The organism is Streptomyces sp. NPDC087901 (assembly GCF_044742205.1).
In the GTDB taxonomy this organism is placed as follows: Bacteria; Actinomycetota; Actinomycetes; order Streptomycetales; family Streptomycetaceae; genus Streptomyces.
In genome coordinates this window covers 627,249-647,206 of the sequence record NZ_JBIUUC010000003.1, presented here as the reverse complement: position 1 = coordinate 647,206, position 19,958 = coordinate 627,249, and the positions used below count along the sequence as shown (strand labels likewise).

The following is a 19,958-nucleotide window of genomic DNA, read 5'->3' as shown; positions in this document are numbered from 1 at the left end:
CTAGCATGACGGCCCGTCAGATCAGAGGCCGTCGGCCTCTGAGGGGAAGGAGCCCGACGATGGATGCCGCCTTCACCGCGGAACAGGACGAGATCCGCCGCACCCTGCGCGAACTGCTCGCCGCACGCGGCGCACCCGACGACGTCAGGAGCGCCGCGGCGCCGCCGGACGGATACGACGCGGCGCTGTGGCGCCGGCTCTCCCGGGACCTCGGGCTGCCCGGACTCGCCCTCCCGAAGGAGTACGGAGGCGGGGGCCGCGGGCCGGCCGAGCTCGCCGTCGTCCTGGAGGAGGCCGGCCGGGCCCTGCTGCCGTCCCCGCTGCTCGCCACCGCCGTGCTCGCCGCCCCCCTGATCCTCGCCCTCGGCACCGGAGACCAGCGCGCCGCCCTGTTGCCGTCCATCGCGACGGGCGAGCTCACCGCCGCCCTGGCCGTTCCCGGCGGCGCGCTCTCCACCGCCCTCGGTCTCACCGGCGATCCCACCGGAGGCGCCTGGGCCGGCGGCGGCCGGGCGGGCGGCGTCCAGGCCCGGCCGGCCGGCGGTGACGGCGGGTGGCGGCTGTACGGGGAGGCGCCCCAGGTGCTGGACGGGCACAGCGCCGGACTGCTCCTGGTCGCCGCCCACACGGGCGGCTTCCCGCGCAGCCGCACTCTGTTGTTCCTGGTCAGGACCGACGGGCCGGAGCCGCCCTCCGGGCTCGTCCGTACCCGGCAGGCCTCGCTCGACGAGACCAGGCCGCTCGCCCGGATCCAGCTGCGCGACACCGAGGCCGAACTCCTCGGTGCCGACGACGCCGTGGACGCGACGGCCGCGCTCGCGGCCGCCGGGCGCACGGCGGCCGTCGCACTCGCCGCGGAGGCGGCCGGCGCGGCCACGAGCGTGCTGGAGCGGGCGGCTGCCCAGCTGGAGGCGCGCGAGACGTCCGGCCGTGCGACCGGTTCCCTCCAGGCCGTGAAACTCCGCCTGGCCGATCTGTACGTACGGGTGCAGTCGGCCCGGTCCGCCGCCCACTACGCGGTCCTGGAACCCGACTCCGGCGGGCTCGCGCTCGCCCAGGCGCTGGAGGCGCTGCGGATCACCACCGCCGAGGCCGTGCAGCTGCACGGGGGCGTCGGCTTCGCCCGGGAGCAGGAGGCCCAGCTCTACTTCAAGCGGGCCGCATCCGACGAACTGCTCCTCGGTCCCGTCCACCGGCTCCGCGACCACGCGGCGCAGCGGGCCGGGCTGTTCGGCCAGGAGCCGCACGGCGGGCGCGCGTCAGGGCAGGTGGCGGTCTGATGCCGCCCGGCGTCCGGTTCGTCCAGAAGGTGTCCTCGACCCGCCTCTTCGCGCGGATCGCCCCGCACGTCGTGCCCGCCATGGACCGCACGGTGCACCGGCTCACCCGCGGCCGGGTGCTGCTCAGCGCACAGATGCTGCCGGGAGTGGTGCTGACGGTGCCGGGGGCGCGCAGCGGGCAGCTCAGGACCACCCCGCTGGCCTGCATGCCGCAGCCGGGTGACGGTGAGGCGGGCAGCTGGATTCTGGTCGGCAGCAACTTCGGCCGACCGGGTCATCCGGCCTGGACGGCGAATCTGCTGGCGCATCCGGAGGCGGCCGTCATCAACTGGAAGGGCCGCGACATTTCAGTACGGGCAAGGCTGCTGGCAGGGGAGGAGCGGGCCCGGGTGTGGGAGACCGCGCTGAAGTTCTGGCCGCCCTATGCCGCGTACCAGGCCCGTATCGACCGGGAGATCCGGCTGTTCCGGCTGGAGCGCTCGGAGTAACCGCCGGAGCGATGTGCGGCGAGTCGGCGTGAGTCGGAGTGAGCCGGAACGGTGGGGGCGGCTGGAGCGGCGGTGACGGTCCTGCGTGATGGTCCCGGGTGGCGGGAGGGTCCCCGCCGAGGGGGTGTGCCCCGTCCGGGTACACCGACGGCGGACCACATGCGTGGTCCGCCGTCGGCGAGACAGGACCTGGGGCACCCGGGATCACCGCGCGTCACCCAGTACGGGGTTCCGGCGCGGGCGCTACTTCGTAGGCTTCTTGCCGGTGATGCCCAGATGCACCAGCAACGCGAGGTTCGGCCTGAGTTCGGCCTGCTTGACGCCCCAGGTGGTGAAGCCCTTCTGGTGCGAGGCGACGGCTGCCAGCATCGCGACCAGGGAGCCGGCCATGGCCGCGGGACTGATGTCCTTGTCGACCTTGCCCTTGGCCTGGAGCTCCTTCACCGAATCCGTAAGGGAGTTGGTGACAGAATTCAGGATCTTCATGCGGATCTTGTAGAACCGCTTGTCGCCCTCGGCGGCACCGAGGTCGACCACGCGCAGGATGGCGTCGTTGCGCCGCCAGAAGTCGAGGAATCCCTCGACGAGTTCTTCGGCTGTCTGCCATCCGGCCTTGCCGACCCAGGAGCGTCCGGCGACCAATTCGGTCAGTCCGGCACCCTCCTTGGCCATTTCCTCGGCGATTTCGAGGACTGCGCCCTCGACGTCGGGGAAGTACTGGTAGAAGGTTGCGGGTGAAGTCCCCGCCTTCCGGGCGACGTCGATGACTTTGACGTCCCGGTACGGCGAGGAGCTGAGCATCTCGCTGAGGCAGTCGAGCAGCTTCTGCCGCGTCGCCTGTCCGCGTCGACCGGCCACGCGGCCGTCGACGGTGCGTACTTGTCCTGTCATGCCGTCAGCTTACCGACGGGTGATCGGAGCGCGATTCGGCCGACTGCAAATGGGGAGTGCGGCAGGCGCGGTGGGGGGAGTGGAGGGATTTCGGGGGATGCGCCCCACGACCTCCCGCCCGGGGTACACACAGTCTGACTAGTGTTATCAACAGCCTGTGGACAACTTCCGTGGATAACTTTCCGTGAGGGTGGCGCGACGGCGGCACTCGAGGGTCTTGTATCGAAAATATGTTCGCTTCGGTGAGGTCGGAGCGCGGGGCACCCGGTGCCCGGCTACGTTGGGTGTGACGAGCGTCACCACGGATGAGCGTCATCGCGACGGAAGGATCCGGGCCCATGGCCGCATTCGCGCAGTCCGCGCCGTGCTGGGTGGATGTGCAGCTCCCGGACCTGGAAGCGGGCAAGCGCTTCTACGGTGAGCTCTTCGGCTGGACCTTCCGGGCGGGTGACGGCCCCTTCGCCGACGCCCTCAGCGACGGAAAGCTCGTCGCCGCCCTCGCCGCCAAGCAGGACGGCCGGATGCCGACGGCCTGGGGCGTCTACTTCGCCACCGACGACATCGTGGCCACCGTCGCCCGGATCCGTGAGTCCGGTGGTCAGGTGATCACCGACCCCGTCCGGGCCGGCCGGTCAGGGGTGCTCGCCCAGGCCGCCGACCCCGGCGGCGCGGTGTTCGGCCTCTGGCAGGCCGGTGAGCGCAAGGGTTTCCAGAAGCAGAACGAGCCCGGCTCCTTCTGCTGGACCGAGGTCTACACCCGGCAGAAGGACGCGGTCGACGCCTTCTACGAGGAGGTCTTCGGCTTCCGCTCCGCGGACCTCGACGAGTCCGGCACGGGTGATCCGGGCACCGCGGAGTCCGGCGTCGACTACCGGATGTGGTCCCCGGCCGGCACCGAACCGGGCCCCGACACCGCGGTCGGCGGGCGCAGCGTCATCACGGACGCGTTCCCCGCCGTGATGCCCAGCTACTTCCTCAGCTACTTCGCCGTGGCGGACTGCGACGCGTCGGTCCGCACCGCCGTCCGGCTCGGCGGCAGGGTCTCCGCACCGCCCTTCGACATCCCGTACGGGCGGATGGCGGTCCTCCAGGACGACCAGAGCGCCGTCTTCGCCGTACTTCAACCGCCGCTGTCCTGATACGGCACGGAGTGCCACAGGACACCCCGATCCGCCCCCGGGTTCGCAACCCGGGCCTCGGCCAGGAAGAATCGGGGTGCGCACCGCCGGGTGGTGCCCACTGATGAGACGCTGCACACGGCGGGTTTTTCGCGGACCTCTCCTCACGGAGGTCCGTACGGGGAGGTGGCAGGCAAGTGGTGGAGCAGCTGACGCAGCACGACCCGAGGCGGATCGGCCCGTTCGAGGTGCTGGGACGGCTCGGGGCCGGCGGCATGGGGCTGGTCTATCTCGCCCGCTCGGCGTCCGGCCGGCGGGTGGCGATCAAGACGGTCCGTACGGAACTGGCCGAGGACCAGCTGTTCCGGGTCCGCTTCACGCGTGAGGTGGAGGCCGCCCGCGCAGTCAGCGGCTTCTACACGGCCGCCGTGGTCGACGCCGACCCGCGCGCCGCGGTGCCGTGGCTCGCCACCGCCTATGTGCCGGCGCCCTCGCTCGAAGAGATAGTGAATGAGTGCGGGCCCATGCCGACCCAGGCCGTGCGCTGGCTGGCGGCGGGCATCGCGGAGGCCCTGCAGTCCATCCACGGGGCGAAGCTCGTCCACCGCGACATGAAGCCGTCCAACGTGCTCGTCGTCGAGGACGGTCCCCGGGTGATCGACTTCGGGATCGCGTCCGGTGTCTCCAACACCCGGCTCACCATGACGAACGTCGCCGTGGGCACGCCCGCGTACATGTCGCCCGAGCAGGCGCGGGACTCGCGCAGTGTCACCGGCGCCAGCGACATCTTCTCGCTCGGCTCGACGCTCGTCTTCGCCGCGACCGGCCACGCCCCGTTCCACGGGGCCAACCCGGTCGAGACGGTCTTCATGCTGCTGCGCGAGGGCCCCGACGTCAGCGGTCTGCCCGACGATCTGAGGCCGCTGATCGAGTCGTGCATGCACATGGACGCCTCGCTGCGGCCCACCCCCGCCGAGCTGCAGGCCCAGCTCTCCCCGCACCTCTTCGCCTCCGGCAGCGACGACAGCGGTACGGCGTCGGCATGGCTGCCGGAGGACGCCACCGCGATGATCGAACAGCGCCGCGGCGGTGGACGCGCGGTCGCCGTCGCGCCGCCCGTTCCGCCCGTACCGGTGGCGCCGCCCCCGCAGCCGCCGGCCTCCGACTGGGACAACGCCTGGCGCGGCGGCGCCGAAGGGAGCCCGCCGGCCGCTCCGCCGGTGCAGGCACCCGACGCAGGCGGTCCGGTGCGGCTGCCCGGCGCTCATGTGCCGATCGGTCCCGGTCCGCGAGCCCAGGACGTACGCGCTTCGGCGGCCGCCGCCGAAGCCGGTCCGGCGACCGGCTGGGTGCGCCCGCCCGCCGGGGTGAACGGGGTGGTCACCGCCCCGACCGCCCCGACCGCCGCCGTGCCCGCCCCGGCGCACGCGCCCGACAGCGCGCCCGCCGGCCAGGGGCGCTGGCGGCCCTGGCGGTTCCGGATGTCGAACGACGTGTGGGGGACCCCCGTCGTCGTCGGCGACCTGCTCTACGTGACCTCCTTCGAGGTGCACGCGCTGGACACCGGAAACGGGCGGCGCCAGTTCAAGACCCGTGACGTGGCCTGGGCGATGGCCGTGGACGGCGGCAGCATCCTCGCCTCCGACGGGCCGTCGCTCTACGCCCTGGACGCGACGAGCGGCAGTGAGCGGTGGCGGTTGCAGACCGACGCGTGGGTGTACTCCCTGAAGGCCGAACGCGGCACGGTCGTCACCGGTACCCGGGGCGGCGGCGTCCAGGCGTGGGAGGCGTCCACGGGCGAGAAGCTCTGGGAGACCACCGGCGCGCAGACGGACTTCGAGAACGCGGAGGCCGGACCGGCCCTCCACGACGGCACGGTCTACCTCTGGCAGGACGCCCGGCTCCGGGCCGTCGACGCCCGTACCGGCACCGAGCGCTGGTCCTACCCGGTCGGCGACGCCGCCTCCTGCGGCGGGGTTCCGGTCCGGGTGACGCCGGCACCCGACGGCTATGTCTACGTCTCCGCGGGGACCCGGGTCCTCGCCGTGGACATCGGCTCCGGCCGTGTGCGCTGGCACTTCGAGTCACCGGCGGTCTTCCTCTCGCCGCCGGCATTCGCCCCCGGCCCGGCCGTCACCGGCGGCGGGGTGTACCTGGCGGACTACCTCGGCACGGTGTACGCGCTGGACGCCTCGACCGGCAAGGACCGCTGGCGCATCGCCACGGAGTCCCGCCAGTCGATAGAGCCGGTGCTGGTGGTGGCGGGCAACGTGCACGTCGGCAGCGGCAGCGCGCTGTACACGCTGGACGCGGTCACGGGCACCCCGAAGTGGCGGTTCGCCGCGGGCGGTGAGGTCGTCGGCGCGCCGGTCGTCGCCGACGGCCGGGTCCACTTCGGCTCCGCCGACCACGTCCTGTACACGCTGGACGCGGCGGGCGGCCAGCTCCGCTGGAAGCTCGCCACGGGCGGCGAGATCACGGGTTCGCCGGTGGCGCAGGGCGGCGTGGTCTACGCGTGCAGCAAGGACCGCTGCGTGTACGCGCTGGACGCGCTGAAGGGCACGGGTACGGGGAACAGGGCCCGCGCGTAGACCTCCCGGGCCGCAGCCCCGCGTGCCGACGAACTCAGCCTGTCCGGGGCACGGCCGACCACCCCAGCCTGTCCGGCGTTCGAGGACGGAACCGGTGATGTGGTGGGCGGTGCAGATGGGTCCGGGGACGTCTGGTGGCCGCTTCGTCCTCAATCGCCGGACGGGCTTGATTTGTCCGGGCGGTCGTCGCGCTGGACGGGGTACGAGACCGTCGGTTCGGAGCCCCGGTCGAGCGGCGGCTCCGACGGCGAACCCGGCGGCGGCCCCACGTACGGATCCACCTCCGGCTCCGGCCAGGGGCTCGTCTGCACCGAAGGCCCCGGTTCGCGCGTGGGCGGCCACGTATCGGGATCGGCGGACCCCGGCGGCTCGTACGGCTTATCGAGCCGGTGGCGCCGGGCGCCCCGCCCCGACATCAGCGCCGCGCCCAGCAGAAGCAGCACGCCACCGCCGGCCGCGCCCGCCACTCCCTGCTCCAGTCCGGAACCGTCGCCCGCGACCGTCAGGCTTCCCTCCGCCTGCCCCTGGCGCACCATCCACAACACCGTGAAACCGAGCACCAGCACGCCCGCCAGGGCGACCATCGGCCGGAAACGGAGCACCACGCCCACGATCGCCAGGACCGCGGCGAAGAGGAAGGGCAGCAGGATCGAACCGAGCACGGCGGGGTGCGCCCCGGTGACGCCGGTGAACAGGTCGTCGACCTCGTAGTACCGCCCGAGGCGGCCGTCGTACCAGTCACGGAAGGGGCTCAGCACGGCGGCCGCCGCTCCTAGGAGAGCGACGATCGAGCCGAGGACGTTGCGGATCATCTCCGGACCTCCCGCAGGCGTGAGAGGCGCCGCCGGCCGGCGGCGCGGATCACCACCGCTCTCGACTCGACGCTACGCCGGGGCCATGACCCTCGCCACCAGACAGATGATGACGAGACCGTGACAGGGTCATGACCGGGCTGCCGGGTCGGGCTCGCCATGCTGTGCGCTACGGTGTCGCGCGGCCGTCGGCAGTCGGAACGGCCCGCAGCACACACGAGGCACGAGACATACACAACGGGGGGCGGCATCCATGATGCGGCAGCACATGAAACTCACGGTGGTTCTGGTAGCGGTGGTACTCGCGCTCACCGGCTTCTCCACGTCCAGCCACGGCGGAAAGAGCGGCAAGAGCCGGAAGTCCGGCGGCAGCAGCAGCGGCGGCGGGTGCTCCAACTCCAAGAAGAGCAACGGCACGTACCACGACACCGACTACGACGACGATGACGACTACAGCTCGTCGAGCAGCTCCTCCGGCTCCACGTACGGCACCCCGACCCCCACCGCCACCGCGACGGACGCCCCGCAGGCGTACGTCTTCCGCTGCGCGACACCCCGCAAGGGCAAGCGCAAGGCCGTCACCAGCTCCACCGTGCGGCTCACCGCGAACGCGCTCGGCAGCCACACGTACGAGGTCGACGTGACGTTCCTCGACGCGGTCGGCAACACCGTCGACACGGGTGAGGCGACCGTGGAGGCGGACAGCGGAGAGACGAAGACCGTCTCCGTCCGCATGGTCCACCCGGGCAAGGTCTCCCGGGTGAAGAAGTGCTCGGTCACCGCTGAGCTGAGCTACTGACCGGCACCGACACCCATACCGGCACCCACACCCACACCCACACCGGTACCGGCACCGGCCGCACCACCTTCACCGCAACCGGAATTCACCGCCCCCCGCCCCGCCTCTGAACAGCTCCGCCTGCTGCTCCGGTGCCAGGTTCCCGAGCGTGATCAGGTGCGGGGCGTGGGCGAAGGCCTGCGCCCTCGCCGCCTCCTTCGCGGACCAGAGCGCCCTCACCGTCCCCTGGACTCCACTCGTCGGGTAGGAGGCGATGACCGCCGCCGCCCGCAGCGCCGCCGCCACCGCGCCGCCGGCCGGAGTCACCTCGCTGACCAGCCCGGTCTCGTACGCGCGCCGGGCCGTGACCCGTTCCGCCGTCCCCATCAGGGACATCCGGGCCACCTCGCCGAACGGCATCCGCTGCGCCATGGCGATCGCCTCGTACGCGCTGACCATGCCGTACGTGGTGTGCGGGTCGAAGAATGTCGCCTCCTCGGACGCGATGACGAACTCCGCCTCGCCCAGCAGGTAGAACGCCCCGCCGCAGGCCATCCCCTCCACGGCCGCGATCACCGGCTTCCACAGGTCGTTGGCCTTCGGCCCGACCGTGAGCAGCGGATCGTCGATCGTGTACGGGGACGAGGGCTGCGGGACGTCCACACCCCGGTCGATCCCGGTGCAGAACGCCCGCCCTCCCGCCCCAGTGATCACGACGGCCCGCACCTCGTCGTCGTACCGGAACGCCCGCCAGGCGGCGGTGAGTTCGGCGGCGGTCGCGAGATCGATCGCGTTGTGCTTCTCCGGCCGGTCCAGGGTGAGCAGGGCCACCCCGGTCTCCTTGTCCGTCTCCGTGCGCAGCGCCATCTCAGGTCACCGTTCCAGCGTCCAGCGGACCAGGGGCGGCGCGTCGGGGGAGACGGCGCAGAAGACCGCCCTCACCGCCGCCCCGATCCGCAGCCGCGCCGGATCGACGGAGTTCAGCGGGGCGTCGGGCCCGCTGACCACGTTCCCGACCAGCCGGATCTCCGGGGCGTCGGCCAGTTCGACGATCACGGCGTTGTACGGAGCCTGGGCGGCGTACGCGGGCAGCAGTGGCGGATGCGGCAGCACGTACGACCAGATGCGGCCGCGTCCGCTCATCACCCGCCACTCGCTCTCGAACGACTGGCAGTGCGGGCAGCACGGCCGGGGCGGGAAGCGGAGCCGTCCGCAGTCCGGGGCGGCGCACGCCTGGACGCGCAGCTCGCCGCGGGCCGCGTACTCCCAGAAGGGGGCGCCGTCCTCGTCGACGACGGGAAGCAGCAGTCCATCCATGTCGGTCAGCTCCTCAGTTCCTCAGCAGTACGGCGGACGTGGGGACGCCCTCACCGGCGGTGACCAGGCAGGTCGAGGCGTCCGGGACCTGGGCGGTGGAGATGCCGCGCAGCTGCTTCACGCCCTCGTTGATGAGGTTGAAGCCGTGCACGTACCCCTCGCTGAGCCCGCCGCCGCCCGTGTTGATCGGCAGCCGTCCGCCGCTCTCCAGCGCCCCGCCCTCGGTGAACGCGGCACCCTCGCCGCGCCCGCAGAATCCGTACCCCTCAAGCGAGAGCGGGATGAGCGGGGTGAACGCGTCGTAGATCTGGGCGACATCGACGTCCTCGGGCCCGAAGTCGGCCTGCTTCCACAGCTGTCGGGCCGCCGTCCAGGCGGGGCCGGTGAGCGGGTCGTCGTTCCAGTAGTTGACCATCCCGTGGTGCTGGGCGGGCAGTCCCTGGGCGACGGAGTGCAGGTAGACGGGCTTCTGCCGGCAGTCGCGGGCACGTTCTGCGGAGACGATCACGCAGGCCAGTGCCCCGTCCGTCTCCAGGCAGTTGTCGAAGAGGCAGAGCGGCTCGCTGATCCAGCGCGAGGTCATATACATGTCGCGAGTCAGCGGGCGCTCGAACATCACCGCGGCGGGGTTCTGGTTGGCGCGGTTGCGGCAGGCGAGCGCGACGTTGAAGAGGTGGTCGCGGGTCGCTCCGTACTCGTGCATGTACCGCCGGGCGAGCATCCCGATCTCGTCGGCGGGCCGCAGCAGCCCGTACGGCCGGGTCCACTGGGCGGGGGTGGGCAGCTGCACGGCGGTGTTCTTCCAGGGCCGCGGCCCCGACCCGCGCTTCCGTGACCGCCAGGCGACCCCGACGCTCGCCTGCCCGGTGGCGACGGCGGAAGCCAGATGCGCGAGGGTCGCGCAGGAACCGCCGCCGCCGTACCCCACCTTGCTGAAGAAGGTGACGTCACCGGCCCCGATCGCCTTGGCGACCTCGACCTCGTCGGTCTCCTCCATCGTGTACGAGGCGAACGCGTCCACCTCCGACGCGGCGATACCCGCGTCGTCGAGCGCCGCGATGATCGCCCGGCACGCCAGGGTCTTCTCGGACTCGGGCAGGTGTTTCGCGAACTCCGTCTGCCCGATCCCGGCTATCGCTGCCTTGTCCTTGAGCGTCGCCACCCGCCACCTCCGAGGCCGTCATGACTGCTGACAGCGGAGGAGGCTACAGCTAATCTGACGGATAGTCAGCTACGGGGCGGCTACGGCGTTCCGGTCCGACGGCGGGAGGGCACGAGATGCGCGGCGACGAGGAATGGTCCACCGTCCCGAACCTGGTACGGGCGGCGGCGAAACGGTACGGGGAGCGGGAGGCGGTCGTCGAGGGCCGTACCCGGATCACGTACGCGGAACTGGGTGACCGCGTGGAGCGGGCCGCCGCCGCGTGCATGGCCTCGGGTGTGGAGCCGGGGGACCGGGTCGCGGTCTGGGCGCCGAACACGCTGGACTGGATCGTCTCCGCGCTGGGCGCGGTGACCGCAGGCGCGGTCCTGGTCCCGCTCAACACCCGCTTCAAGGGCACGGAGGCGGCGTACGTCCTGGAGCGGAGCCGCGCGAAGCTGCTCTTCGTCACGGGTACCTTCCTCGGTACGTCGTACGTGGCGTCCCTGCGCCGGTCCGAGATCGAACTCCCGCACCTGGAGCGGGTGGTGGTACTCGCCGACTCCGCCCCCGACGATTACATGACCTGGAAGGACTTCCTGGCGTCGGGGGAGGGGATATCCGCCGAGCAGGTACGCGCACGGGCCGACGCGATCCCCGCGTCCGCGCCCTCCGACATCATCTACACCTCGGGCACCACGGGCCGCCCCAAGGGCGCGGTCATCAGCCACGCCCAGACCCTGCGCTGCTACGCGATCTGGAGCGAACTGGCAGGTCTGCGCGAGGGCGACCGCTATCTGATCGTGAACCCGTTCTTCCACACCTTCGGCTACAAGGCGGGCATCATCGCGTGCCTGATGCGGGGCGCGACGATGATTCCGCAGCCGGTCTTCAACGTGGACACGGTCCTCGCCAACATCGCAGCCGAACGCATCTCGGTCCTGCCCGGCCCGCCCACGCTCCACCAGTCCCTCCTGGACCACCCGGCCCGCTCCTCCCACGACCTCTCGGCCCTGCGTCTGGTGGTGACGGGAGCCGCGGTGGTCCCTCTCCAACTGGTCAACCGCCTGCGCACGGAACTGCGCATCGCCACGGTCCTGACCGCCTACGGCCTCTCCGAGGCGAGCGGCATCGTCACGATGTGCCGCCGCGGAGACCCGGCGGAGGTGATCGCCTCGACGTCGGGCCGGGCGATCCCCGACACGGAACTCCGCGTCCTGGCCGCCCCCGGCACTCCGGGCGAGATCCTGGTCCGCGGCTTCCACGTCATGAGCGGCTACTTCGAGGACCCGGAGACCACGGCCGCCACGATCACCTCGGACGGCTGGCTGCACACGGGCGACGTGGGCGTCCTGGACGAGGCAGGCAACTTGCGCATCACGGACCGGATCAAGGACATGTTCATCGTCGGCGGCTTCAACGCCTACCCCGCGGAGATCGAACAGCTCCTGGGCCTCCACCCGGACGTCGCCGACGTCGCGGTGATCGGTGTCCCCGACCCGCGCCTGGGTGAGGTCGGCAAGGCGTACGCGGTGCGCCGGCCGGGCGCGACGGTGACGGCGGACGACCTGATCGCGTGGTCGCGGCGGGAGATGGCGAACTACAAGGTGCCGAGGGCGGTGGAGTTCGTCAGCGAGCTCCCGCGCAACGCGAGCGGCAAGGTGGTGAAGGGGGAGCTGCGGGGGCTTTGACGTACTGCGTACTCAGCCCGCTCCAGGGCACGCGACGGGCAGGCCCAGTTCCCGCGCGGACTCGACCAGCCGCTTGTCGTAGACGACGAACGAGAGGAGAGCCCTGCCCAGCCCCTGTGCGGCGGCCAGGTGCAGGGCGTCCAGGGAGCGGAGCCGGTTGCCGGGCGACAGCTGTCCCGCGCGGTCGAAGAGAAGCGGCGGCATCCGGACGAGCGCGCTCTCGTCGAGCCATTCCTCGGCTTCGGAGGCGACATCGGGCCCGGCATGCGCGGCGTGCAGGGCACGCCGGACCTCTGTCCGCGTGAGGTCGCAGGTCAGGACGGTGGCAGACCCCTGGGTGGAGAGCCACGCTTTGAGAGCGGCGGATTCGGACTCCTCCTTGAACAGCTTGAGCGCCGCGGAGGTGTCCAGATAGATGAAACGCATCAGCGCCCTTCCCCGCCGTCCTGGGCCTCGCGCAGCTCTTCCAGGGCCTGGGTGAGCGGCACGTCGGCGGCGGTCGAGGGAGCGGTCCGGATGCGCGCGGTCTGGGCGGCGGTGCGGGCGCGGCTGAGCTCCGTGAGATCGATCAGCCCGTCCGCAACGGCCTGGTTGACCGCTTCCTCGGCAGGATCCGGCGGCACTATCCGCGCCACGGTCCGCCCGTGCCGGGTGACGGTGAACGTCTCCCCGTGCTCCAGCCGCACGAGGACGGCCGCGGCGTTCCGCTGAAGATCGCGGACGGTGATCCGGGTGTCGTGGCTGTGCGGCTCGCTGTCCATGTCGTACAGGGTAGGGGAGTGTGCGGCGGGCGGCGAGGTTGTGCGTCAACGGCGCTGGAGCCCTGTCACTCCATGGGGTGGAGTCGGTGGTGGGCGCCAGTCGGTCTCAGTACGGTGACGCGTATGGCAACAAAGAAGTACACGGTCACCCTGCCGGAGGCGCTGGCAGAGGAGATCCGGAGTGAGGTGGGGGCCGGGGCGTTCTGCGCGTATGTCACCCGCGCCATTGAGCGTCAGCGCGAGCGCGACCGGCTGGGGGAGCTGGTGGAGCGGCTGGAGGGCGAGTACGGCCCGGTGACGGATGCTGATCTGGCGGCGGCCGAGGCAGAGCGGCGTGAGATCGAGCGGTGGTTCCAGGAGCACGAGGCGAGCGTGGCATCGCACCGGAAGGCAGCCTGATGTCCGACCTCTCGTACGCCCTGGACGGCGAAGGTCTCGCCCGCGTCGCACTCGGAGACCCGGGGATGAAGGCCCTCCTGAAGGACGCCCACCGTTCGGGCATTCGCGTGGTGACGAGCGCGATGACCTTGGTCGAGGCCTGCCACGGCAAGATCGGACAGCCCGTCCGGGACTGGGCCGTGTCGGGCGTCGTGGTCGAGCCCGTCACCCAGAGCGTCGCCGAGGAGGCGATTCGCCTGCTCCGGTCCACCGGACTGCACGGCGACCAGTACGCCATTGCTGCGGCTCTCGCGGCGATCGCGGGGCGGCAGCGGGGGCGGGCGGTGGTGTTCACCTCGGATGCGGATGGCATGGGGAAACTGTGCGGGGCGGGGGTGCGGGTCCGGGGGTTGTAGGGATACGCCAGTGGGGCCCGAGCCGGGTGGCTCGGGCCCCACTGGCGTTTGTCCGGCGGTGGCTCAGCCGGCGTGCGCGTCCAAAGGGGTGGCCACGCTGGCGTGGGCGTCCTGTGTGGTGACGGGAGTGTCTCCGCTTGCATGCGCGTCGGCCAGGGCCGGCGACGCGCCGCCGAGGGCGAGGGCGAGGCCGAGGGCGACGACGAACCCGGCGGCGACCAGCGTCTTCTTCGAACGGGTCATTCCAACTCCCGTGATGGGAGCGAGCTTCCGGATGTGAAGTGACGCTAGTGACAGGGGGCGATGGCGGTAGTCCTACGTCGGAAAGCAGTCGAACGTTGACGCGATCGCGTTGACCGGTCCCAGACATGCAGCGGCCGCGACGGCTCCCCCTCCGCGCCGCCGCGGCCGTTCCCCGTGCAGGTTGGACTAGTTGGGCCGCGGCACCGAGGCGTGGCTGTCGAGGGTGGTGATCTCCTCGCCCGAGGCGTGGCTGTCCTGGACGGTGAGCTCTTCGCCGGAGGCGTGGCTGTCCAGCGGCTTGATGGCGCCGCCCGAGGCGTGGCTGTCCTGGACCGTGAGCTCTTCGCCGGAGGCGTGGCTGTCCAGCGGCTTGACGACGGGCTTCTTGGCGTCGCTCATTGTGGTCAACTCCCGTGACTCATGTGGTGTTACAGGTAGGCAATGCCCGTCCGGCGGTTCCCCCGTGGATCGCCGGACGGGCATTACTGGGCCGTTCACCATAATGGGGCGGCCTCTTCGTCGATCCGTCTGCCCCCCGACGCGACGGTTCGATGGACGTAAGAGTGCAGCCCGCCGATAAACGAACGATGAACGCCGTGAAGGCGGATCTCTCACGCAGCGGTGGCCGGGGGTAGGAGCTCGCGGACCTCATTGGCCTCTATTGATCCCAGTTGCTCGTAAATGGCCAGGGCCTCGGCCCAGCACGCCCTGGCCCGGTCCGGCTGTTCCAACTGGACCAGAGCCTTGCCCAGCACCGTGAGGACGGTGCCGCGGCGCCATTCGCCTCCGATGCCGCGCAATGCGATTGCCTGTTCCGCGTGAGCGGCCGACATGGTGTAGCGCCCTGCCGTGAGATGTACCTCCGCCAGTCGAAAGTGGGTGACGCCCTCCCACAGAGGTTGGCGATTCTCGTGAAAGATCCCGAGCGCTTGCGTCAACTGCTCCAGCGCCTCGGCGAGGCGATGGCCCTTGGCAAGTGCGAGCCCAAGGGCGTAGCGGCCGTTTGCCAGCCTCAGGGCAAGGCCCAGGCGGTCGTAGATCTCGATGCCCTGCTCGGCGAGATCAACCGCGCTGTCCGTCCTGAAGAGCGCCAGGTGGATCCTGGAGAGGTTGCACAGAGCGCTTGCTTCTCCAGGCTTATTGCCATCGGCGCGGAATGCCTCGATGGCCTTCTGGAGGTACGCCTCCCCCTCCGCATGCTGGTTGCGGTAGATCGCGAGAATGCCTCGTTCGTTGGGAGCATTGCCGCTTGTCCAGGGGTCGTTCGCGGCAATGCCGAGCTCCATGGCCCGATGCGCCTCGCTGTCGGCCTGCTCGAACCGGCCGGCCGTGCTGTACACCTGGGTGAGCGTCGTGCGGGCCCGTCCCTCTGCGCGGGCGTCCCCAGCGGACATAGCCGCATCGCGCAGCGCAAGAGCTGCGGTCTCGTACCGACGAGCGTTCGCCCCCGACTCTGCGAGGTCCTTGACGGCCATGAGCAGGTCTACCGCTCGGCGCAGTGCTCGTGGCCCCAGGCTCTGCAACACGCAAGCAAGCAGGCAATCCGCCTCGGCATAAAGCCAGTCGAGTGCGCGTGGCCGATCTGTGAACGTGAGACCCGGGTACCGGCTGGGTTCCAGGTGATCGACTGTGCGATCCCCCGGCCGCTCCAACGCATACACCCCCGCCGCAGTAGCCAGATAGAAGTCCAGCAGCCGCGACAACGCGGACTCCCGCTCCTCCGGCGCCTCCTCGTCCCGCTCAGCGCACGAACGCGCGTAGAGGCGCACCAGGTCGTGGTACCGGTAGCGGCCCGGGGCCGCCGACTCCACGAGGGACGTGTCGACCAGGGCCTCCAGGAGGTCCTCCGCCGTGTGCACCTCCAGGTTCAGCAGGGCCGCCGCCGCAGCCAGGGAGATGTCCGGGCCGTCCGCGAGGCCCAGGAGGCGGAAGGCGCGGGCCTGGGCCGGTTCCAGCTGGCCGTAGCCGAGTTCGAACGTGGCCTTCACCGCGAGGTCGCCCGCCTGGAGCTCGTCCAGCCGGCGGCGTTCGTCCGCGAGCTTCGCGGCCAGGACCGAGACCGTCCAGGTGCGGCGGGCCGCCAGTCGGGAGGCCGCGATGCGGATGGCGAGGGGGAGGAAGCCGCAGGCGGCGACCACGTCGAGGGCGGCCTCGCGCTCGGAGTTGACGCGCTCCTCGCCCGCGATGCGGGTGAAGAGCTGGAGCGCCTCCTCGGGCGACATCACGTCCAGGTCGACCAGATGCGCGCCAGCCAGGTCGACCATGCGGACCCGGCTGGTGACCAGGGCCGCGCAGCCCTCCGTGCCGGGGAGCAGGGGGCGGATCTGTGCCGCGTCGTGGGCGTTGTCCAGGAGGACCAGGATGCGGCGGCCGTCGAGCGTCGAGCGGTAGAGCGCGGCGCGTTCGTCGAGGGAGTCGGGGATCGCCGAGTCCGCCGTGCCCAGGGCGCGCAGGAACGCGCCGAGCACCGTCTCGGGCTCGGCGGCGCGGGCGCCTGCGCCCTGGAGGTCGACGTACAGCTGGCCGTCCGGGAAGTGCCGGCGGGCCTGGTGGGCGACGTGCACGGCGAGGGTCGTCTTGCCGACGCCTCCGATGCCGGCGAGCGCGGAGACGGCCATGACCGAGGCCTCCGCGGTGGCGAGGCGGTCGCCCAGTTCGCGGACGAAGGAGGTGCGGCCAGTGAAGTCCGGGACCGTGGCGGGGAGCTGGGCCGGGCGGACCGGGGCGGCGGCCTGGGTCGGTTCGTCGGCGGGGCGGGCCAGTTCCTCGTCGGCCCGCAGGATGCGCTGCTGGAGCGTGGCGAGTTCGGGGCGCGGGTCGACGCCCAGCTCCTCCGCGAGCAGCCGCCGGGTGTCGGCGTAGACGGCGAGGGCCTCGGCCTGGCGGCCGCTGCGGTACAGGGCCACCATCAGGAGTTCGCGCAGCCGTTCGCGCAGCGGGTGCGCGGCGGTGAGCGCGGTCAGTTCGGAGACCGCCTCCGCGTGGCAGCCGACCTCCAGGTCCAGATCGAGGCGGGTCTCGGTGAGCTGGAGCCGCCACTCCTCCAGCCGGGTCCGCTGGTTCTCCGCGTACGGTCCCGGCACGGAGGCCAGCGTCTCGCCGTCCCAGAGGGCCAGGGCCTCGTTCAGCAGGATCCGGGCCAGGCAGCGGTCGCCCGAGGCCCGGGCCTTCTCGGCGTCGGCCGCCCGCTCCTGGGCCACGGTCACATCGAGTGCCTCCGGCCCGATCCGCATGGCGTACCCGCCGGAGTCGCTCGCCAGGGTGAGCGGGCCCAGGGTCTTGCGGAGCCGGGAGGCGTACGTGCGTACCGCGGCAAGGGCCTGGGACGGCGGGTCCTCGCCCCAGATGGCGTCGATGAGTTCGGCCGCCGTGGCGGTGCGCCCGCTCCTGAGCAGCAGAGCCGTCAGCAGGGCGCGCTGCATCGGTGAGCCGGACGGCAGTGTCTCGTCGCCCCGCCGGGCTCGTACCGGACCGAGCACGGAGAAGCGCAGACCGGTGTCCTGCGTCGGCTGCTCCTGCTGCTCTGTCAGCTGTTCCGTCGGCCGTTGTTCCGCCGACCGCTGTTCCGCCGACCGCTGTTCCGGGGCGCGTTGCTCCGGAACACGTACCCGTGGCCCGTCGTCACGGCCCATTGCTGTCTCCTTGTCCCGCTCTGTGCGCTGCCCGGCACGGTCACACATGTCCGGATCCCGTCGGGGCTATCCGGATTGCTCCATACCGTTGGTATCGCCGTCAACAGTCTGCCTTGTGAATGGGGGCCGCGTCAGCAGCGGGTGACTCTCTGCACAAGCCCTCGACAACGATTGTGGAACGGGGCCCCGTCGAGATAGCTGACGGTTCGTCAGATCAACGCTACCTTGGTACGCATGGAGACCTTCCCGAAGATCATCTCGGTGGACGACCACACGGTGGAGCCCCCTCATGTCTGGCGGGACCGGCTCCCGTCCAAGTACGCGGACTCCGGACCGCGCATCGTCCGCGCGCCACTCAAGGAAATGACCTTCATGGGTGGCAAGTTCGCGCCTGTGATGGGTGCCAAGGGGGACGACGGGCCGATCGGTGACTGGTGGGTGTACGAGGATCTGCACCGCCCGCTCACCCGGCTCGACACCGCAGTCGGCTACGACCGGGACGAGATCAAGCTCGAAGTCATCACTTACGAGCAGATGCGTCCCGGTTCGTTCTCGGTGCCCGAGCGGCTCGCCGACATGGACGTCAACCACGTCCAGTCCGCCCTCTGCTTCCCGACCTTCCCCCGCTTCTGCGGTCAGACCTTCACCGAGGCGAAGGACCGCGAACTCGGGCTGCTGGGGGTGCGCGCGTACAACGACTGGATGGTCGAGGAGTGGTGCGGGCCCGACGCGCACGGCCGGCTCATCCCGCTCACCCTGGTCCCGCTCTGGGACGCGCGGCTGGCCGCCGACGAGGTCCGGCGCAACGCCGCCCGCGGGGTGCGTGCCGTGGCGTTCTCCGAGATACCTCCGCATCTCGGCCTGCCTTCCATTCATACGGACGACTGGGATCCGTTCCTCCGGGCCTGCGACGAGACGGGGACGGTGATCGCCATGCACATCGGCTCGTCCTCGAAGATGCCGTCGACCTCGGCCGACGCCCCGCCGGCGGTCGGATCGACCATCACCTTCGCCAACTGCTGCTTCTCGATGGTCGACTGGCTGATGAGTGGCAAGTTCGAACGCTTCCCGAACCTGCGGATCATGTACGCGGAGGGCCAGATCGGCTGGATTCCGTACATCCTGGAACGCGCCGACGTGGTCTGGGAGGAGAACCGCGGCTGGGGCGGAGTAGCCGACAAGGTTCACCGGCCGCCGTCGGAGCTGTTCACCGAGCACGTCTACGGCTGCTTCTTCGACGACGCCTTCGGGCTGAAGAACCTGGACTCGATCGGAGTGGGGAACGTCCTGTACGAGACGGACTACCCGCACTCCGACTCGACCTGGCCCAAGTCGCGCGAGGTCGGTGAGTCGCAGATGGGACACCTGGACGCCGATGTCGTGGACCGCATCGTGCGCCGCAATGCGATCGACCTGCTCGGGCTGACCGCCGACGGGCTGTGGGCGGGACCCGGTACGGGGGCGTGAACGGGGGAGGGGCGGGGACGGTCCGCGCAAGGACCGCCCCCGCCCCTCCTGCTCAGTTCCGGCGGCGGTCCTTGCGCGAACCGCCCCCGGCTGCCCTCCTGATCAGGCCCGGGTCACCGGCTCCTGGAGCTCAGTCACCCACTTCTCCTCGTCCGCGGGGCACTCCAGATTGACCTCGCGCGCATATCCCGCCGAGCGGAAGCCGCCCGCCTCGATTCCCAGGGCCAGGTCCTGGGCCGTCGGCAGGATCCCGGCCATCGAGCCCCGGTGGACGATGGTCGCCGCCTCGAACGGCGGCAGCTCGACCACCGTGACCCCGGTGTCACCCAGCGGCCCCACCGGGGCCGAGACCGTCACCCCGGCGTGGACGACGATCGCGCCGCCGCCTTCCGGGGCGTCCTCGTAGCGGGCGATCCCGGGGCCCGTCGGGGAGACCCCGGCCTCGCCCAGCAGCGGGAACAGCCGCTCGTACAGCGGGCCGATCACCGGCGTGATGTCCTCCGGCTCGTACCCCGCGGCCACGCCGGTCAGTTCCGCGACCCGTACCGCCGGAACGCTCTTGATCACAACATCTTCCCTGGGCATGCGACCCTCGCTCTCGATCGACCGGAGCCTCGCCTCGACCTGGGCCAGCCGGGCGGCCGCCGCCGCCATCGCCGCCTCCAGCTCCACCCGCCGCAGCCGCAGCATCCCGCGCAGCTCATCCGGGCCCACCTCTTCGTCGAGGACGGCCCGCACCTGCTGGAGCGTGAAGCCGAGGTCCTTGAGCGCGATGATCCGGTTGAGCCGGGCGAGCTGGGCGGCGCCGTAGTAGCGGTAGCCGGTTGCCGGGTCGGTGCGGTCGGGGTGCAGCAGCCCTACCGCGTCGTAGTGACGCAGCATCCGGGCCGACACCCGCCCGTACCGGGCGAAGTCTCCGATGGTGAACATGATGTCTCCCAGTGCAAGGCCTCA

The 19,958-nt window shown here is 71.2% G+C and carries 20 protein-coding genes; 9 read left to right on the top strand and 11 right to left on the bottom strand.

Going from position 1 to position 19,958, the window contains the following annotated elements; genetic code table 11:
* The first annotated feature begins 59 nt into the window (after nucleotides 1-59).
* Nucleotides 60-1,280, top strand: coding sequence for an acyl-CoA dehydrogenase family protein (locus tag ACIOEW_RS12590; RefSeq protein ID WP_401963559.1), 1,221 nt, complete (start codon nucleotides 60-62; stop codon nucleotides 1,278-1,280).
* Nucleotides 1,280-1,768 carry a nitroreductase/quinone reductase family protein gene (locus tag ACIOEW_RS12585; protein ID WP_362544199.1) on the top strand — a complete coding sequence of 163 codons (489 nt, stop codon included), beginning with the start codon at nucleotides 1,280-1,282 and terminating at the stop codon, nucleotides 1,766-1,768. Before ACIOEW_RS12590 ends, ACIOEW_RS12585 begins: the two co-directional genes overlap by 1 nt.
* A 243-nt stretch (nucleotides 1,769-2,011) precedes the next feature.
* Here ACIOEW_RS12585 and ACIOEW_RS12580 read toward each other — a convergent pair whose 3' ends face one another.
* Complete coding sequence (locus ACIOEW_RS12580) at nucleotides 2,012-2,659, bottom strand: TetR family transcriptional regulator (RefSeq protein WP_362544202.1); 648 nt, start codon at nucleotides 2,657-2,659, stop codon at nucleotides 2,012-2,014.
* Between the two features lie 338 nt (nucleotides 2,660-2,997).
* Here ACIOEW_RS12580 and ACIOEW_RS12575 point away from each other — a divergent pair, with 338 nt between their 5' ends.
* Both ACIOEW_RS12575 and ACIOEW_RS12570 read left to right on the top strand, forming a co-directional pair.
* On the top strand, nucleotides 2,998-3,798 hold the full coding sequence (locus ACIOEW_RS12575) for a VOC family protein (RefSeq protein ID WP_401963557.1): 801 nt from the start codon (nucleotides 2,998-3,000) through the stop codon (nucleotides 3,796-3,798).
* Between the two features lie 179 nt (nucleotides 3,799-3,977).
* A complete protein-coding gene (locus tag ACIOEW_RS12570) occupies nucleotides 3,978-6,368 on the top strand; it encodes a PQQ-binding-like beta-propeller repeat protein (RefSeq protein ID WP_401963875.1) in 2,391 nt (796 codons plus the stop codon).
* A 149-nt stretch (nucleotides 6,369-6,517) separates the two neighbouring features.
* Here the strand turns inward: ACIOEW_RS12570 and ACIOEW_RS12565 are convergent, their stop codons facing one another.
* The gene (locus ACIOEW_RS12565) at nucleotides 6,518-7,180 is read right to left on the bottom strand and encodes a hypothetical protein (protein ID WP_401963556.1); all 663 of its coding nucleotides are present in this window, start codon (nucleotides 7,178-7,180) and stop codon (nucleotides 6,518-6,520) included.
* A 253-nt stretch (nucleotides 7,181-7,433) separates the two neighbouring features.
* Between ACIOEW_RS12565 and ACIOEW_RS12560 the strand changes: the two genes are divergently transcribed.
* Nucleotides 7,434-7,979 (top strand): hypothetical protein, encoded by a 546-nt coding sequence (locus tag ACIOEW_RS12560; protein WP_401963554.1) that lies wholly within the window; start codon nucleotides 7,434-7,436, stop codon nucleotides 7,977-7,979.
* A 69-nt stretch (nucleotides 7,980-8,048) separates the two neighbouring features.
* Here ACIOEW_RS12560 and ACIOEW_RS12555 read toward each other — a convergent pair whose 3' ends face one another.
* The 3 genes from ACIOEW_RS12555 to ACIOEW_RS12545 are packed head-to-tail and all read right to left on the bottom strand — an operon-like array spanning nucleotide 8,049 to nucleotide 10,437.
* Nucleotides 8,049-8,825 carry an enoyl-CoA hydratase/isomerase family protein gene (locus ACIOEW_RS12555; protein WP_401963553.1) on the bottom strand — a complete coding sequence of 259 codons (777 nt, stop codon included), beginning with the start codon at nucleotides 8,823-8,825 and terminating at the stop codon, nucleotides 8,049-8,051.
* A gap of 6 nt (nucleotides 8,826-8,831) precedes the next feature.
* On the bottom strand, nucleotides 8,832-9,275 hold the full coding sequence (locus ACIOEW_RS12550; protein ID WP_401963552.1) for a Zn-ribbon domain-containing OB-fold protein: 444 nt from the start codon (nucleotides 9,273-9,275) through the stop codon (nucleotides 8,832-8,834).
* Between the two features lie 13 nt (nucleotides 9,276-9,288).
* Nucleotides 9,289-10,437: a lipid-transfer protein gene (locus ACIOEW_RS12545; RefSeq protein ID WP_362544220.1), complete on the bottom strand. Its 1,149-nt coding sequence runs from the start codon at nucleotides 10,435-10,437 to the stop codon at nucleotides 9,289-9,291.
* Between the two features lie 116 nt (nucleotides 10,438-10,553).
* Between ACIOEW_RS12545 and ACIOEW_RS12540 the strand changes: the two genes are divergently transcribed.
* On the top strand, nucleotides 10,554-12,107 hold the full coding sequence (locus ACIOEW_RS12540; RefSeq protein WP_401963550.1) for a FadD3 family acyl-CoA ligase: 1,554 nt from the start codon (nucleotides 10,554-10,556) through the stop codon (nucleotides 12,105-12,107).
* Nucleotides 12,108-12,119: 12 nt separating this feature from the next.
* Here ACIOEW_RS12540 and ACIOEW_RS12535 read toward each other — a convergent pair whose 3' ends face one another.
* On the bottom strand, nucleotides 12,120-12,533 hold the full coding sequence (locus tag ACIOEW_RS12535) for a type II toxin-antitoxin system VapC family toxin (protein WP_362544226.1): 414 nt from the start codon (nucleotides 12,531-12,533) through the stop codon (nucleotides 12,120-12,122).
* Complete coding sequence (locus ACIOEW_RS12530) at nucleotides 12,533-12,868, bottom strand: type II toxin-antitoxin system prevent-host-death family antitoxin (RefSeq protein ID WP_362544229.1); 336 nt, start codon at nucleotides 12,866-12,868, stop codon at nucleotides 12,533-12,535. Before ACIOEW_RS12530 ends, ACIOEW_RS12535 begins: the two co-directional genes overlap by 1 nt.
* 123 nt (nucleotides 12,869-12,991) lie before the next feature.
* Between ACIOEW_RS12530 and ACIOEW_RS12525 the strand changes: the two genes are divergently transcribed.
* Nucleotides 12,992-13,267 carry a hypothetical protein gene (locus ACIOEW_RS12525; protein ID WP_401963549.1) on the top strand — a complete coding sequence of 92 codons (276 nt, stop codon included), beginning with the start codon at nucleotides 12,992-12,994 and terminating at the stop codon, nucleotides 13,265-13,267.
* On the top strand, nucleotides 13,267-13,662 hold the full coding sequence (locus ACIOEW_RS12520; protein WP_362544235.1) for a hypothetical protein: 396 nt from the start codon (nucleotides 13,267-13,269) through the stop codon (nucleotides 13,660-13,662). The genes ACIOEW_RS12525 and ACIOEW_RS12520 overlap by 1 nt, the downstream gene beginning before the upstream one ends.
* A 63-nt stretch (nucleotides 13,663-13,725) precedes the next feature.
* On the opposite strand, the gene ACIOEW_RS12515 is transcribed toward ACIOEW_RS12520, so the two are convergent.
* The 3 genes from ACIOEW_RS12515 to ACIOEW_RS12505 all read right to left on the bottom strand — a co-directional run bounded on the left by ACIOEW_RS12515 (nucleotide 13,726) and on the right by ACIOEW_RS12505 (nucleotide 17,537).
* The gene (locus ACIOEW_RS12515) at nucleotides 13,726-13,905 is read right to left on the bottom strand and encodes a hypothetical protein (protein WP_362544238.1); all 180 of its coding nucleotides are present in this window, start codon (nucleotides 13,903-13,905) and stop codon (nucleotides 13,726-13,728) included.
* A 186-nt stretch (nucleotides 13,906-14,091) separates the two neighbouring features.
* Nucleotides 14,092-14,304: a hypothetical protein gene (locus ACIOEW_RS12510; RefSeq protein ID WP_362544241.1), complete on the bottom strand. Its 213-nt coding sequence runs from the start codon at nucleotides 14,302-14,304 to the stop codon at nucleotides 14,092-14,094.
* 212 nt (nucleotides 14,305-14,516) lie between these two features.
* The gene (locus ACIOEW_RS12505; protein ID WP_401963548.1) at nucleotides 14,517-17,537 is read right to left on the bottom strand and encodes a BTAD domain-containing putative transcriptional regulator; all 3,021 of its coding nucleotides are present in this window, start codon (nucleotides 17,535-17,537) and stop codon (nucleotides 14,517-14,519) included.
* A gap of 234 nt (nucleotides 17,538-17,771) precedes the next feature.
* Between ACIOEW_RS12505 and ACIOEW_RS12500 the strand changes: the two genes are divergently transcribed.
* Nucleotides 17,772-19,004, top strand: a complete 1,233-nt coding sequence (locus ACIOEW_RS12500) for an amidohydrolase family protein (RefSeq protein ID WP_401963546.1) — start codon at nucleotides 17,772-17,774, stop codon at nucleotides 19,002-19,004.
* A gap of 102 nt (nucleotides 19,005-19,106) precedes the next feature.
* On the opposite strand, the gene ACIOEW_RS12495 is transcribed toward ACIOEW_RS12500, so the two are convergent.
* Nucleotides 19,107-19,934, bottom strand: a complete 828-nt coding sequence (locus tag ACIOEW_RS12495) for a MerR family transcriptional regulator (RefSeq protein ID WP_362550113.1) — start codon at nucleotides 19,932-19,934, stop codon at nucleotides 19,107-19,109.
* Nucleotides 19,935-19,958: the final 24 nt, after the last annotated feature.

What these genes read in the sequence shown, in the direction of transcription:
- ACIOEW_RS12565 (WP_401963556.1), bottom strand. Translation starts at nt 7,180, where the DNA reads ATGATCCGCAACGTCCTCGGCTCGATCGTCGCTCTCCTAGGAGCGGCG.
- ACIOEW_RS12555 (WP_401963553.1), bottom strand. Translation starts at nt 8,825, where the DNA reads ATGGCGCTGCGCACGGAGACGGACAAGGAGACCGGGGTGGCCCTGCTC.
- ACIOEW_RS12510 (WP_362544241.1), bottom strand. Translation starts at nt 14,304, where the DNA reads ATGAGCGACGCCAAGAAGCCCGTCGTCAAGCCGCTGGACAGCCACGCC.
- ACIOEW_RS12540 (WP_401963550.1), top strand. Translation starts at nt 10,554, where the DNA reads ATGCGCGGCGACGAGGAATGGTCCACCGTCCCGAACCTGGTACGGGCG.
- ACIOEW_RS12500 (WP_401963546.1), top strand. Translation starts at nt 17,772, where the DNA reads ATGGAGACCTTCCCGAAGATCATCTCGGTGGACGACCACACGGTGGAG.
- ACIOEW_RS12585 (WP_362544199.1), top strand. Translation starts at nt 1,280, where the DNA reads ATGCCGCCCGGCGTCCGGTTCGTCCAGAAGGTGTCCTCGACCCGCCTC.
- ACIOEW_RS12580 (WP_362544202.1), bottom strand. Translation starts at nt 2,659, where the DNA reads ATGACAGGACAAGTACGCACCGTCGACGGCCGCGTGGCCGGTCGACGC.
- ACIOEW_RS12530 (WP_362544229.1), bottom strand. Translation starts at nt 12,868, where the DNA reads ATGGACAGCGAGCCGCACAGCCACGACACCCGGATCACCGTCCGCGAT.
- ACIOEW_RS12535 (WP_362544226.1), bottom strand. Translation starts at nt 12,533, where the DNA reads ATGCGTTTCATCTATCTGGACACCTCCGCGGCGCTCAAGCTGTTCAAG.
- ACIOEW_RS12550 (WP_401963552.1), bottom strand. Translation starts at nt 9,275, where the DNA reads ATGGATGGACTGCTGCTTCCCGTCGTCGACGAGGACGGCGCCCCCTTC.
- ACIOEW_RS12505 (WP_401963548.1), bottom strand. Translation starts at nt 17,537, where the DNA reads ATGGGCCGTGACGACGGGCCACGGGTACGTGTTCCGGAGCAACGCGCC.
- ACIOEW_RS12495 (WP_362550113.1), bottom strand. Translation starts at nt 19,934, where the DNA reads ATGTTCACCATCGGAGACTTCGCCCGGTACGGGCGGGTGTCGGCCCGG.
- ACIOEW_RS12575 (WP_401963557.1), top strand. Translation starts at nt 2,998, where the DNA reads ATGGCCGCATTCGCGCAGTCCGCGCCGTGCTGGGTGGATGTGCAGCTC.
- ACIOEW_RS12515 (WP_362544238.1), bottom strand. Translation starts at nt 13,905, where the DNA reads ATGACCCGTTCGAAGAAGACGCTGGTCGCCGCCGGGTTCGTCGTCGCC.
- ACIOEW_RS12560 (WP_401963554.1), top strand. Translation starts at nt 7,434, where the DNA reads ATGATGCGGCAGCACATGAAACTCACGGTGGTTCTGGTAGCGGTGGTA.
- ACIOEW_RS12520 (WP_362544235.1), top strand. Translation starts at nt 13,267, where the DNA reads ATGTCCGACCTCTCGTACGCCCTGGACGGCGAAGGTCTCGCCCGCGTC.
- ACIOEW_RS12525 (WP_401963549.1), top strand. Translation starts at nt 12,992, where the DNA reads ATGGCAACAAAGAAGTACACGGTCACCCTGCCGGAGGCGCTGGCAGAG.
- ACIOEW_RS12590 (WP_401963559.1), top strand. Translation starts at nt 60, where the DNA reads ATGGATGCCGCCTTCACCGCGGAACAGGACGAGATCCGCCGCACCCTG.